The 12,448-nt window shown below is 63.3% G+C and carries 12 protein-coding genes; 7 read left to right on the top strand and 5 right to left on the bottom strand.

Going from position 1 to position 12,448, the window contains the following annotated elements:
* Window positions 1-73 precede the first annotated feature (73 nt).
* The 5 genes from fabB to KGA89_RS03945 all read right to left on the bottom strand — a co-directional run bounded on the left by fabB (window position 74) and on the right by KGA89_RS03945 (window position 7,024).
* Window positions 74-1,294, bottom strand: coding sequence for a beta-ketoacyl-ACP synthase I (gene fabB, locus KGA89_RS03965; RefSeq protein ID WP_013694028.1), 1,221 nt, complete (start codon window positions 1,292-1,294; stop codon window positions 74-76).
* An 11-nt stretch (window positions 1,295-1,305) separates the two neighbouring features.
* Window positions 1,306-1,821 carry a 3-hydroxyacyl-[acyl-carrier-protein] dehydratase FabA gene (gene fabA, locus KGA89_RS03960; RefSeq protein WP_003204400.1) on the bottom strand — a complete coding sequence of 172 codons (516 nt, stop codon included), beginning with the start codon at window positions 1,819-1,821 and terminating at the stop codon, window positions 1,306-1,308.
* 248 nt (window positions 1,822-2,069) lie between these two features.
* Entirely contained in the window at window positions 2,070-3,971 is a 1,902-nt protein-coding gene (locus KGA89_RS03955; protein ID WP_013694027.1) for an ATP-binding protein, read from the bottom strand.
* Window positions 3,968-4,900: an ABC transporter substrate-binding protein gene (locus tag KGA89_RS03950; RefSeq protein WP_003204397.1), complete on the bottom strand. Its 933-nt coding sequence runs from the start codon at window positions 4,898-4,900 to the stop codon at window positions 3,968-3,970. The genes KGA89_RS03955 and KGA89_RS03950 overlap by 4 nt, the downstream gene beginning before the upstream one ends.
* On the bottom strand, window positions 4,901-7,024 hold the full coding sequence (locus KGA89_RS03945; protein WP_223470664.1) for a TonB-dependent receptor plug domain-containing protein: 2,124 nt from the start codon (window positions 7,022-7,024) through the stop codon (window positions 4,901-4,903).
* Window positions 7,025-7,223: 199 nt separating this feature from the next.
* Between KGA89_RS03945 and KGA89_RS03940 the strand changes: the two genes are divergently transcribed.
* The 7 genes from KGA89_RS03940 to KGA89_RS03910 all read left to right on the top strand — a co-directional run bounded on the left by KGA89_RS03940 (window position 7,224) and on the right by KGA89_RS03910 (window position 12,437).
* Window positions 7,224-8,249: an NAD(P)H-dependent glycerol-3-phosphate dehydrogenase gene (locus KGA89_RS03940; protein WP_223470662.1), complete on the top strand. Its 1,026-nt coding sequence runs from the start codon at window positions 7,224-7,226 to the stop codon at window positions 8,247-8,249.
* A 30-nt stretch (window positions 8,250-8,279) separates the two neighbouring features.
* Entirely contained in the window at window positions 8,280-8,627 is a 348-nt protein-coding gene (locus tag KGA89_RS03935; protein WP_003204392.1) for a DUF4389 domain-containing protein, read from the top strand.
* The gene (gene sixA / locus KGA89_RS03930; protein ID WP_003204390.1) at window positions 8,624-9,076 is read left to right on the top strand and encodes a phosphohistidine phosphatase SixA; all 453 of its coding nucleotides are present in this window, start codon (window positions 8,624-8,626) and stop codon (window positions 9,074-9,076) included. The genes KGA89_RS03935 and sixA overlap by 4 nt, the downstream gene beginning before the upstream one ends.
* 52 nt (window positions 9,077-9,128) lie before the next feature.
* Window positions 9,129-9,572: a hotdog fold thioesterase gene (locus KGA89_RS03925; RefSeq protein WP_003204388.1), complete on the top strand. Its 444-nt coding sequence runs from the start codon at window positions 9,129-9,131 to the stop codon at window positions 9,570-9,572.
* 274 nt (window positions 9,573-9,846) lie between these two features.
* Window positions 9,847-10,641 carry an alpha/beta fold hydrolase gene (locus KGA89_RS03920; protein WP_013694026.1) on the top strand — a complete coding sequence of 265 codons (795 nt, stop codon included), beginning with the start codon at window positions 9,847-9,849 and terminating at the stop codon, window positions 10,639-10,641.
* Complete coding sequence (locus tag KGA89_RS03915) at window positions 10,638-11,489, top strand: alpha/beta hydrolase (RefSeq protein ID WP_223470660.1); 852 nt, start codon at window positions 10,638-10,640, stop codon at window positions 11,487-11,489. The genes KGA89_RS03920 and KGA89_RS03915 overlap by 4 nt, the downstream gene beginning before the upstream one ends.
* A 129-nt stretch (window positions 11,490-11,618) precedes the next feature.
* Window positions 11,619-12,437 (top strand): DUF4892 domain-containing protein, encoded by an 819-nt coding sequence (locus tag KGA89_RS03910; RefSeq protein WP_223470658.1) that lies wholly within the window; start codon window positions 11,619-11,621, stop codon window positions 12,435-12,437.
* Window positions 12,438-12,448 lie beyond the last annotated feature (11 nt).

Below are 12,448 nucleotides of genomic sequence, written 5' to 3'. Positions count from 1 at the left end.
AGGCATATTCGCCAGGCAAAAAAAACGCCCCGAACCAGTCGGGGCGTTTTTGTGTGTGGCGTAGCGGCGGGGCTTACTTGCCCTGCCAGCGCTTCAGTACCAGGGTGGCGTTGGTGCCGCCGAAGCCGAAGCTGTTGCTCATCACGGTATTGATGGTGGCGTTTTCGCGAGTCTTGGTCAGGATTGGCAGATCGGCTACTTCTGGGTCCAGCTCGTCGATGTTGGCCGAACCGGCCATGAAGTTGCCTTCCATCATCAGCATGCAGTAGATCGCTTCGTGAACGCCGGCGGCGCCCAGGGAGTGACCCGACAGGCTCTTGGTGGAGCTGATGGCCGGGGCATTGCCGCCGAACACTTCGCGCACACCTTTCATTTCCGCGACGTCGCCGACCGGGGTCGAGGTGCCGTGGGTGTTCAGGTAGTCGATCGGTGCGTCAACGGTGGACATGGCCATCTGCATGCAACGGATGGCGCCTTCGCCACTTGGGGCGACCATGTCGTAGCCGTCGGAAGTGGCGCCGTAGCCGACGATTTCCGCGTAGATCTTGGCGCCACGGGCCAGGGCGTGTTCCAGCTCCTCGACCACCACCATGCCACCGCCGCCGGCGATGACGAAACCGTCACGGTCGGCATCGTAGGCACGGGAAGCTTTTTCCGGCGTGTCGTTGCGCTTGCTGGACAGGGCGCCCATGGCGTCGAACAGGAACGATTGGCTCCAATGTTCCTCTTCACCGCCGCCAGCGAACACGACGTCCTGCTTGCCCATCTGGATCTGTTCCATGGCGTTGCCAATGCAGTGGGCACTGGTGGCGCAGGCAGAGGCGATGGAGTAGTTCAGGCCCTTGATCTTGAACGGCGTGGCCAGGCAGGCGGAAACCGTGCTGCTCATGGTCCGAGTGACGCGGTATGGGCCAACGCGCTTGACGCCTTTCTCGCGCAGGATGTCCAGCGCTTCCATCTGATTCAAGGTGGAGGCGCCACCGGAACCGGCGATCAGGCCGGTGCGCGGGTTGGAAACCTGCTCTTCGGTCAGCCCGGAGTCAGCGATGGCGTCCTTCATGGCCAGGTAGGCGTAAGCCGCCGCGTGGCCGACGAAACGGTAGATCTTGCGATCGATCAGCTCTTCGAGGGGAAGGTCAATGGAGCCGGAAACCTGGCTACGCAGACCCATTTCGGCATATTCCGGGTTGAACCGGATGCCAGGGCGACTTGCACGCAGGTTAGCGGAGACGGTCTCTTTGTCATTGCCCAGGCACGAAACGATGCCCAGACCAGTGATAACGACGCGGCGCATGCGGATAACCCTTAGAAGTTGTCAGTGGAGGTGAAAACGCCGACCCGAAGGCCTTCGGCGGTGTAGATCTCGCGACCATCCACGGCAACCGAACCATCGGCAATGGCCATGTTCAGCTTGCCCTTGAGGACGCGTTTGATATGAATGTTATAGGTGATTTTCTTGGCGGTCGGGAGGACCTGACCAAAGAACTTCACTTCGCCCGAACCCAGGGCGCGACCGCGACCCGGCAGGCCTTGCCAGCCGAGGAAGAAACCGACCAGTTGCCACATGGCGTCCAGGCCCAGGCAGCCCGGCATCACCGGATCACCTTCGAAATGGCAGGCGAAGAACCACAGGTCCGGAGTGATATCCAGCTCGGCGACCAATTCACCTTTGCCGTACTTGCCACCCTCTTCGCTGATATGGGTGATGCGATCCACCATCAGCATGTTCGGGGCGGGCAGTTGCGCGTTACCTGGGCCGAACAGCTCACCGCGACTGCAGCGCAGCAGATCTTCCCGGGTAAAGGCGTTTTGTTTGGTCATGCGAGCTCCTCAATAGTCCCATGCGGCAGGGTGGGGCAAATCTTCCCGGCCGATCGAAGCGTTCATGCCTCGAGTCGACAGCCTACTCATAGACTATTGCGTTGTAGTGAAAGTCACAGCACACGGGAAATGAATGTACACCTGTGCACTGAAATTTTTATTCAAGCCCCAATCGAGGCTTGTTCGGGTGCCTAAGACTGCCGCACTTTCGCCTTTCACGCCAGTCACAGATGGTCCAGTGACCTGTTCTAGTTCACCCAGCGCTGCAGAATCTGCTGCAGGTCGTTCCTTTTGAACGGCTTGGCCAGGTAATCGTTCATGCCCGCCGCGAGGCAGGCTTCGCGGTCACCCTGCAAGGCGTTGGCCGTCAGGGCGATGATCGGCACCTCGCCGCAGCCTGGCAACTGACGGATCTGCCGCGTGGCTTCGTAGCCATCGATGATGGGCAATCGGCAATCCATGAGGATCGCTTCGAAAATCAGGCTTTCGGCGCTGCGTACAGCTTGGGCGCCATCGGTGGCGATGCTGACGGTGAAGCCGAGGCTGCGCAGCATGGCTTCGACCACCGTCTGGTTGACCGGATTGTCTTCCACCAGCAACACGTTGCGGCCTTCGCCATCGCCGCTGCCAACCGGCAGGCGCGGCGCCAGGATCGGTGGTGTCTGGCGCGACAGGGCCAGCGGGATTTCGAGGGTGAACACCGAGCCCTGGCCTTCTTCGCTCTGGGCCCGCAGCGTCCCGCCCATGCGCTCGGCCAGGGTACGGGCGATCGGTAGGCCCAGGCCGGTGCCGCCGTAGCGCCGGGAGATCGAATTGTCGGCCTGCTGGAAGGCGTCGAACATGCGCTCCAGGCTCTCTGCCGGGATACCGATGCCACTGTCGCGCACTGTGCAGGTGAACCACAGCAGTTCGTGGTCCAGGGCCTGCCACTGGCATTGCACGGTGACACGGCCTTGCTCGGTGAATTTCAGTGCATTGCCGATCAGGTTGACCAGGATCTGCCGTATCCGCGTCGGATCGCCCTGGACCTGCAAGGCCTGCATGTCGTCCGGGACCAGCAGGTCCAGGCCCAGCTTGCGCTGCGCGGCGCTGTGCTGGAACGACTGCGCGCAACTGCTCACCAGCTCTGCCAGGTTGAACGGGATGTGCTCCAGCTCCAGGGCCGAGCGTTCGATGCGCGAGAAATCGAGGATATCGTTGATCACCTTCAGCAGGTGTTCGGTGGATTCCGAGGCCAACGCCGTGTACTCGTGCTGCTCGTCGGTCATGCGGGTGGTTTCCAACAACTGCAGCATGCCCAGTACGCCGTTCATGGGCGTGCGCAGTTCATGGCTCATCATCGCCAGGAATTCGGACTTGGCGCTGTTGGCTTTTTCCGCTTCTTCGCGGGTCTTGATCAACTGTGCCATGGCCTGGTGCTGTTCGCGGCTGGCTTGCCCCAAACCATCGGCCAGGTTGTTGATGTGCCGCGACAAGGCCCCCAGTTCGGCGTCGTCGACGATGGGCAGCGGGGTGCTGTAGTCGCCTTGCTGGATGGCCTTGACCGCGTTGCCGATATCGCGGATCGGCCGGGACAGGTTGGTCGCCAGCCGGCGTGCCACCAGGAAGGTGAACAGCAGGGCGAACAGCGCCAGGATCGCGGCCTTGAACAGGATTTCCTGCTGCCGCTGACTGAAGGCGTCACTGGACATGCCGACGATCACGCGGCCCAGGTAATCTTCGCCGGAGGCCTCCACGGATGGGCTGTTGCCCTGCAGGAAGTCATTGTTCAGGGCGATGCGCTGCAGGCGCACCGGGGCCTGGAAGACTTCGACCTGCTGGGCACGGCTGCGGGTTTGCTCGGGTTGTTCGACGTACACCAGGACCTTGTCGGTGCTGTCCTGGATCTCCAGGAAGCGCACGTGTGGGGTCGCCAGGGTGGCGGTGAGCAGGCTTTCCAACACTTCTTTGTTGCCGGAAATCACCCCGTATTCCGTGGCAGGGGCCAGTTGGTTGGCGATCAGTTGCCCGGTGTGATTGAGTTCCTGGCGCAAGTCCTGGATCCGCACGAAGGTAAAGAAACTGATCAGCAGCACGGTCAGCAACAATGCCGGGCCGAGGGCGATGAGCTGGGTTCGGGTGTTGATGTCCCAACGGCGACGCAAGGTCATGGGCGGTGTTCTCCTTCGGCCAACGTTGCCGCGACGGATTCGGCATCAATCGGTTCGATCCCCAGTGAGCGGGAGACTTGCCGGTTGCCCAGGACCTTGAAACGGTCCGGATAGAGGGTGCGCGGCCAGGTGGTGGCGGGCCGGTCGAGCAGCTCGTCGAGAATCGCCAGCCAGTCTTGTTGGTCGCTATAGGTGCTGGCCAGGCTGCCGGCCTTGACGAACGCGGCGCTGGGCCCGATCAGGGCGCGTTGCCGGGCGTAGCTGCTGAGCAACAGGTTCTTCACGGTCTTGGGGTTGTACAAGTCGGGGTCATCGAGACCCAGCAGCACGTCGCTCTGGCCCAGCAGGTTTTGCAGGGGACGGCTGTCGTTGGTGTCGTCCCAGCGTTCGCTGACGATGGCCAGGCCCAGCGGTGCCGCGGCCTGTTGAATGTCCTTGAGCAGGAATTCGCTGTGGGTGTCGTAAAGCACACCGACCCGTCGCACCTGCGGCAGGATGGTGCGAATCAGCCGCAATTGCCGCGCCATCGGTGGATCGCTCCACAGCAGGCTCAGGTGCGCAGGCGTTGCTTCGCCCAGGCGATCGCGGGCTTGCTGGCGGCTGATGCGCAGCACCAGGGTGGCCGGGCCCCGGGCGTCTTGCAGGCGCCAGTCGAGGCTGGGCAGGTCAAGCAGGACCAGGCGGACATTGCCCGGCAACTTGTCTGGCGCTGGCAGGTTGGCCAGCGGCGTGAACCGCACGCTGTCTTCGGGGCGCAGGGTTTTCAGGGCCTGGGTAAAAGATTGCACGCCGGGGCTGTCCTCGGCGCCGGTCAGCAGGATCTCGGCGGCCCGGGCCTCGATGGTCGCCAGCCAACCGGCAAACGCCAGGCATAGGGCTAGCGTCAGGCGGCCATGAAATGGCGTCTTGCGCGGTGGGCGTCGGGACATCTAGAAGGACAACTCCGCGCTGAAGTACACGACATGGCGGGAGTCGTAGCGGTTGTCGATAAAGGTGGTGGGCTGGTTGTCCAGGCGTTGCTGCAGGACCCCCGCCAGTTCCAGGCTGGCCTTGCCCAGGGGAATGCGCCGGGCGAGGCGGGTGTCCATCCGTTCGTAGCGATAGCCATTGAGGGCGTCGGCGGCGTAATAGAACAACGCACTGTTCCAGCCTTGGCCCCAGTCCCGTAGCCAGCCGGCCGAACCGCTGTTGCGGGCGGTCAGTTGTTCGTCGAGGGGGTTGCTGGCCTGGGCGTCGACATAGGCATAGGTCAGGCGCAGGCGGTCGGTGCTGGTCAAGCGCCAGTCGAACTGGGTTTCAGCCCCGGAGAATTGCGATTCGTTGCTGTTGCTGGCGATGTACTGATTGTTGCGCAACGGTTCGCTGATCATGCCGGTGATTTCGTCATGGAACAGTTTCACGTCGACCGCCAGCCCCAGATCCACGAAATAACCGTTGTAGCCCAGTTCCCGGGAGCGCATGTGCTCTTGCTCCAGGTTGCCCGGGCCGCGGGTCCGGACGAAGTAACGGGCGCTGTTCTGGCCGAAGGCGGCGGGTTGCAGGTTGGTGACCTGATAGCTCCAGTTGACGTTGTTCTCGAACATGTCCGGGGAGCGCACGGCTTCGGAGTACACCGCCCTCAGGCCGTGGCGCGGGGTGATCAGGTAGTTGACCGCGACCCGTGGGGTCAGCGAGCTGCCGGTCAGGCGGGTGTCTTCGAACATCGCGCCGCCCTGCAACAACCAATGTTCGGTGGCCCGCCATTCGAGCTGGCCGAACAGGCGCCACGTGGTGTCGTCCAGGGTGCCGTTGAAGTAGGTTTCCGAGTCGGCCCGGTCATAGCGATAGTTGGCGCCGGTGACCAGTCGCAGGCTGTCGGACAGGCTCAGGGTGTCCTGGATCTCCAGGTCGTAGCGCGATTCCCGGGCGCTTTGGTCGATGTCGCCGCACAGGGTTTGCGAGGCGCCGTTGCGCCACTGGTCGAGCACCTGATTGGCCAACGTTTGTTCCTGTGGCGTGCCGGCTGGCGCGCCGCTGTTGATGTAGCTGGGGATATTGCGTGCCAGCTTCTCGGCATAGTTGGGGTTGAGCTGCCACAGGTCGGTCAGTTGCGGGCTGAAGGACACCTCGGCGTCGCAGGCGCGCCAGGTCTGCTGGCGATCCCAGTGCTGGATCGAACCCTGTACATAAAGACTGTGGTCGGGGTCCAGGTCCAGGTTCCAGCGCAGTGAGCCGGCGTAGTCCTTGGCGATGACGTCGGAGTTATCCCCAGCGGCTGTAATCCCGGCAAACACGGGATGGTAGGTATAGGGCCGCTGATTGGTCCCGTCCTTGGCGTTCAATTGCCAATCGATACTTTGCTGCTCGTCCAACGTCTGGCTGACGGACAGGTTGAAGCGGTTCAGGCGGCGGCTGTCGCGGTAATCGGCGCCGTTGCGGTCGCTGTCAAAGCCATCGTCTTCCTGGCCGGACAACGACAGCCGCAGGTCGCCGCCGTCCCAGCCGCTGCCCTGGCTGGCGTACCAGTCGCTGATGCCACGCTGGCCACGGGTGATTTTCAGCCGGGTGCCATGGCTGTCGGCCGGGGCGCGGGTGATGATATTGACCACCGCCATCAGCGCATTGGCGCCGTAGCTGACGGTGTTGGGGCCGCGGAAGACTTCGATCCGCTCGATGTCCTCCATGGCCACCGGAATATCGCTCCAGTCCACCGTGGCCAGGCCGGCGCGGTATACCGAGCGGCCGTCGATCAGCACTTGCATGCGGCGGGCTTCGCTGGCGTTGGTGCCATGGTAGTTCACGGCAGCCTGGTTGCCGCTGATGTTGCCGACCATCATGCCCGGCACCAGGCGCAGCAGTTCGCTGATATCGCGAGCGCCGCTGGCCTTGATCAACTCGCTGTCGAGCACGGTCATGCTGCCTGGCACTGCCGCTGGTGATTGCTTGAGGCGCGTGGCCGTCAGCACCTGGGGCATGGGCTGGCTGTCCACGAACAGGTCGTCGCCCAGCACTGGCGGGCTGATGATCAGTGCCAATAGCAGGGACGAACCTGGACGGGAAGGGCCAACGGACACGGCACAGCCTTTGAGATAGGGTGGATGGCGGGCATGTTAACCGAGCTGAACGACTTTTCCATTCGCGTTGACAGCATTTTCCTAGGAATTGATGGTCAGCTTCCTACAGCTGGTGGTAATTGTTGCCGGGGCTGGTCGCGCTCTGGCCGCTCCGTATAATGCCCCGCATTGCCACTTGGTATGGATGAACGGATTGCATATGACTGAACAGCGCCCGATTGCTGTCCTGGGAGGCGGGAGTTTCGGCACCGCCGTGGCTAACCTGCTGGCCGAGAATGGTCACCCGGTGCGCCAGTGGATGCGTGACCCGGAGCAGGCCGAGGCCATCCGGGTCAATCGCGAGAACCCGCGTTACCTCAAGGGCATCAAGATCCACCCGGAAGTGGAACCGGTGACTGACTTGCAGGCAACCCTGGAGGGCAGCGACCTGTTCTTCGTCGCCCTGCCGTCCAGCGCCTTGCGTTCGGTGCTGGCGCCCTACGCGGAACGCTTGAGCGGCAAGCTGTTGGTGAGCCTGACCAAGGGCATCGAAGCCAAGACCTTCAAGCTGATGAGCGAGATTCTCGAAGAAATCGCGCCCAAGGCTCGGATCGGTGTGATCTCCGGGCCGAACCTGGCGCGGGAAATCGCTGAGCATGCGCTGACCGCTACGGTGGTCGCCAGTGAGGATGAGGAGCTGTGCCAGCGGGTCCAGGCGGCACTGCATGGCCGTACCTTCCGGGTCTACGCCAGTGCCGACCGTTTCGGTGTGGAGCTGGGCGGGGCGTTGAAGAACGTCTATGCCATCATCGCCGGCATGGCGGTGGCGCTGGGCATGGGCGAGAACACCAAGAGCATGCTGATCACCCGTGCGCTGGCGGAAATGACCCGCTTTGCCGTCAGTCAGGGCGCCAATCCGATGACCTTCCTGGGGTTGGCCGGCGTGGGCGACCTGATCGTCACCTGTTCCTCGCCCAAGAGCCGCAACTACCAGGTCGGTTTTGCCCTCGGCCAAGGCTTGAGCCTCGACGAGGCCGTGTCGCGCCTGGGTGAAGTGGCCGAAGGGGTCAATACCCTCAAGGTGCTCAAGGCCAAGTCCCAGGAGGCGGGGGTGTACATGCCACTGGTCGCCGGGTTGCACGCGATCCTGTTTGAAGGGCGCACGCTCGAACAGGTGATCGAGCTGTTGATGCGTGGCGAACCGAAGACCGATGTCGATTTCATTTCCACCAGCGGTTTCAACTGAACCTTTATTGACCGCAAGCAGGAGCGAGCCATGAACGATCCGCAAGGGCAACCCCAATACGAATCCATCCTGCTGCGTGTGCTGTGGATGGTGATTTACCTGCTGGTCTGGCAGGTGGCGCAATTCATCCTCGGCGCCGTGGTGCTGGTGCAGTTGATCTATCGGCTGATCTACGGCGCACCCAGTGCCAGCCTGATGAATTTCGGCGACAGCCTGAGCCAGTTCCTGGCCCAGATCGGTCGTTTCGGCACCTTTCACAGCGACCAGAAACCCTGGCCGTTCGCGGACTGGCCGACCCCGCGCACCCCGGAAGGTGAAGCACCTCACACCGTGGCGCCGGCCCCGCATCCCGCCCGGGACGAGGAGCCGAAGCTATGAAGTTGTGGGTGTTGCGTCATGGTGAGGCGGAGCCGTACGGTGCCCGTCCGGATCCGGAGCGGGCCCTGACGGCTCACGGTCGCGAGGAAGTGTTGCGCAGTGCCGCGCAATTGATCGGCCAGCCCCTGGCCGCCATTTACGCAAGTCCCTACTTGCGCGCCCAACAGACCGCACAACTGGTGCGCGAAGCGCTGGGTTTTCAGCCTGAGCTGATCACGGTGAACTGGCTCACGCCGGACACCCGGCCGCAAAAAGTCCTGGAGCGCCTCGAGGACCAGGACAATGTGCTGCTGGTCAGTCATAACCCCTTGGTGGGCAGCTTGCTGGGCTTTCTGCAGCACGGCCATCTGCAACACCCCGAGCAAGTGCAAACCGCCGGCCTGGCCGAGCTGGAAGGCGACATGCCGCTGGCCGGGGCGATGAAGCTCAAAGGGATCAGGCATCCCTGAGCAGATCGATTGCAGGACTGGGTAAAACAACAATCACACAGGAAGGGCAACGATGAGTCTGTGGCGCACCACCCCCAACATCGAGCAACTGAACGCCGCCGGTAAAAACACCATCAGTGAAGTGCTGGACATTCGTTTCGAGTCGTTCGACGACGAATCCCTGACCGCCAGCATGGTGGTCGATCATCGCACTCACCAGCCGTTCGGCCTGCTGCATGGCGGTGCTTCGGTGGTGTTGGCCGAAACGGTCGGGTCCATGGCGGCCTATCTCTGTGTCGATGCCAGCAAGTTCTATTGCGTGGGCCTGGAGATCAACGCCAACCATCTGCGCGGCGTGCGCAGCGGACGGGTGACCGCCACGGCCCGGATGGTCCACCTGGGCCGCACCACCCAGGTCTGGGACATTCGCCTGGTCAATGACGAGGGCAAGGTCAATTGCGTGTCGCGCCTGACCATGGCCGTGGTGCCGCTGGGCGAGCAACCGCCGGCGCGTTGATGTTCTAGCTGGACGCAATCCTGTCATGGGGTGATTTCCTGTGGGAGAAGGCTTGCCCGCGATGGCGTCGACGCGCAACACCTGATCCACCCCAGCGTCTGCATCGCGGGCAAGCCTTGCTCCCACAAGTCTCCTCGCCACATGGGGCAGTGCTTACCGCTTGATAGCCCCATAGCCCAAGCCCGACTGTCATCATTCCTGTCAGTTACGGTCATTGCCGTGCCGTCGGGTTCTGCGGACAATCTGCCCCAGTTCCCCCAATGGATCGGCTGTCATGTCGCAACAGATTTTTTTCGCCCACGCCAACGGTTTTCCCTCGGCCACCTACGGCAAACTGTTCGCCGCGCTGGCGCCGCAGTACCAGGTCGCGCATCTGGAGTTGCACGGTCATGACCCGCGTTTCCCGGTTGACGATAACTGGCACAACCTGGTGGACGAACTGATTCATCACCTGGAGCAGCAACCGGCGCCGGTGTGGGGCGTTGGTCACTCCCTGGGCGGCGTGCTGCACCTGCACGCGGCGTTGCGCTGCCCCCAGTTGTATCGCGGCGTGGTCATGCTCGATTCGCCGGTGCTGACCCGTACCGACCAGTGGGTGATCCTGGCCGCCAAGCGCCTGGGCTTCATCGACCGCCTGACACCCGCGGGCCGGACCCTGGGTCGGCGTGAGGAGTTCGCTGACCTGGAGTCCGCCCGGCAGTATTTTGCCGGCAAGACCCTGTTCCGCGGCTTTGACCCGGATTGCTTCGACGCCTACCTGCAACACGGCCTGCAACAAGTCGGCGACCGGCTGCGACTGCGCTTTGACCCTGCCACCGAAATCAGCATTTACCGCGGCGTGCCGCACACCAGCCCCGGACGGCCCCGCAAGCTCAAGGTGCCGCTGGCCGTGGTGCGAGGCCGGCAGAGTCGCGTGGTGATGCGTCATCACACCCGTTCGGTGGGGCGCATGCTCCATGGCGAATCCCTGAGCATGCCCGGCGGCCATATGTTTCCCCTCGAACGTCCACAGGACACGGCCAACCTGCTCAAGAACCTGTTCCAGCGTTGGGAAGGGCGCAGCGCATGAGTGTGGTCGAGGAAGTCCGCCTGAGCTTGCCGCACATCGAACTGGCGGCCCACCTGTTCGGGTCGGAAGACGGACTGCCGGTAATTGCCCTGCATGGTTGGCTGGACAACGCCAACAGCTTCGCCCGCCTGGCGCCCAGGCTCGAGGGCCTGCGGGTGATTGCCCTGGACATGGCCGGCCACGGTCACTCCGGGCATCGGCCGCCCGGTGCCGGTTATGCCCTCTGGGACTATGCCCACGATGTGCTGCAAGTCGCCGAACAACTGGGCTTGAAGCGTTTCGCTCTGTTGGGGCATTCCATGGGCGCCATTGTCTCGCTGGTGCTGGCCGGCTCCTTGCCGGAGCGGGTGACGCACCTGGGGCTGATCGACGGGGTGATTCCTCCGACAGCCAAAGGCGATAACGCGGCCGAGCGCATGGGCATGGCCCTGCAAGCCCAGTTGGATCTGCAGCAGAAACGCAAGCCGGTCTACAAAACCCTGGAGCGGGCCATCGAAGCGCGGATGAAGGGGCTGGTGGCGGTCAGCCGCGAGGCCGCTGAACTGTTGGCCCAGCGTGGCCTGATGCCGGTGCCCGGGGGCTATACCTGGCGCACCGACAACCGCCTGACCTTGCCATCGCCTTTGCGCCTGACCGATGAACAGGCCATGGCGTTCGTGGCGCGGGTCGCTTGTCCGGCGCATCTGGTGGTGGCGGCCGACGGCATGCTGGCCCAGCACCCGGCGTTGCTGGAGCGTCTACCCTTCAGTCATGAGCAGTTGCCCGGCGGCCATCATCTACACCTGAACGACGAGGTCGGTGCCACGCTTGTAGCAGACTGTTTCAATCGGTTCTTCACCGTTCCTTGACTTGCGGCGGGCAACTGTCGAGGCTGGGCGGGTTGAAAGGGAGACAACCATGACAGACCTCTGTTTATCAGCCTCGCGGTGCATCGACGACGCCCGTTGCGTCCAAGCGTCCCAGGCCAAGCCGACCCGATGAAATTATCCGTTCACTCACTCGTCCTGCTGGTGCTGGCCTGCTTCAGCCCGGCGTCGTTCGCCGCCGATGTGCCAGGCAGTCGCGACCTGGAGCGTGTGCCGCGCATGCCCGACGCGCAGATTGTCGATTACCGGCAGACCAGCGACCTGGAACGCGTCTACCCCATGGGCTCGATCCGCAAGATCAGCGGCCAGCTGCGCTTCGACGGCCAGGTCGATGCCCGTGGGAACGTCACGTCGGTCACCTACGAACTGCCGCCGGAACATTCCGCCACCCAGGCCTTTACCGCAGCGCGCGAAGCGTTGCAGAAACAGGGCGCCGAGCTGTTGTTCTGGTGTCAGGCCCGCGATTGCGGCGAAAGCAGCCTGTGGGCCAACGACGTCTTCGGCAACTCCAAGCTCTATGGCGCCGACAACGGCCAGGCCTTCCTGCTGCTGCGCCTGGCGCCACCGACGGACAACACACTGATTGCGCTGTATGCCATTACCCGTGGCAATCGCAAGGCCTACCTGCATGTCGAGCAGTTCGAGGCGAGCGGGCCGCTGGGGGACCTGCTGCCGACGTCGGCCACGCTGCTGCGCCAGCTCAAGGACACAGGGGTCCTGGATTTGCCGCGTCTTGCCGGTGAGCCGGACGATACCTGGTTGCGCCTGTTGTCCCGGGCGCTGAACCTGGACACGGGCTTGCGGGTCAGTATCGCCGGGCCCCGGGCCGAGGATTGGCTTGAGGCTCTGGCGGGCCAGGGCGTTCGGGCGGCGCGCATGGAGGCCGCCAGCGGCGAGGCGGCGGGATTGCACCTGGAGTTGCTGCGCTAAGCTGTTTCGGG

Source organism: Pseudomonas sp. A-RE-22 (genome assembly GCF_019956035.1).
In the GTDB taxonomy this organism is placed as follows: domain Bacteria; phylum Pseudomonadota; class Gammaproteobacteria; order Pseudomonadales; family Pseudomonadaceae; genus Aquipseudomonas; species Aquipseudomonas brassicacearum.
This window is presented reverse-complemented; position numbering and strand designations above follow the sequence as displayed.

Coding starts and splice junctions, on each gene's coding strand:
- KGA89_RS03915 (WP_223470660.1), top strand. CDS start 10,638: ATGAGTGTGGTCGAGGAAGTCCGCCTGAGCTTGCCGCACATCGAACTG.
- KGA89_RS03910 (WP_223470658.1), top strand. CDS start 11,619: ATGAAATTATCCGTTCACTCACTCGTCCTGCTGGTGCTGGCCTGCTTC.
- KGA89_RS03955 (WP_013694027.1), bottom strand. CDS start 3,971: ATGACCTTGCGTCGCCGTTGGGACATCAACACCCGAACCCAGCTCATC.
- KGA89_RS03920 (WP_013694026.1), top strand. CDS start 9,847: ATGTCGCAACAGATTTTTTTCGCCCACGCCAACGGTTTTCCCTCGGCC.
- fabA (WP_003204400.1), bottom strand. CDS start 1,821: ATGACCAAACAAAACGCCTTTACCCGGGAAGATCTGCTGCGCTGCAGT.
- fabB (WP_013694028.1), bottom strand. CDS start 1,294: ATGCGCCGCGTCGTTATCACTGGTCTGGGCATCGTTTCGTGCCTGGGC.
- KGA89_RS03925 (WP_003204388.1), top strand. CDS start 9,129: ATGAGTCTGTGGCGCACCACCCCCAACATCGAGCAACTGAACGCCGCC.
- sixA (WP_003204390.1), top strand. CDS start 8,624: ATGAAGTTGTGGGTGTTGCGTCATGGTGAGGCGGAGCCGTACGGTGCC.
- KGA89_RS03950 (WP_003204397.1), bottom strand. CDS start 4,900: ATGTCCCGACGCCCACCGCGCAAGACGCCATTTCATGGCCGCCTGACG.
- KGA89_RS03935 (WP_003204392.1), top strand. CDS start 8,280: ATGAACGATCCGCAAGGGCAACCCCAATACGAATCCATCCTGCTGCGT.
- KGA89_RS03940 (WP_223470662.1), top strand. CDS start 7,224: ATGACTGAACAGCGCCCGATTGCTGTCCTGGGAGGCGGGAGTTTCGGC.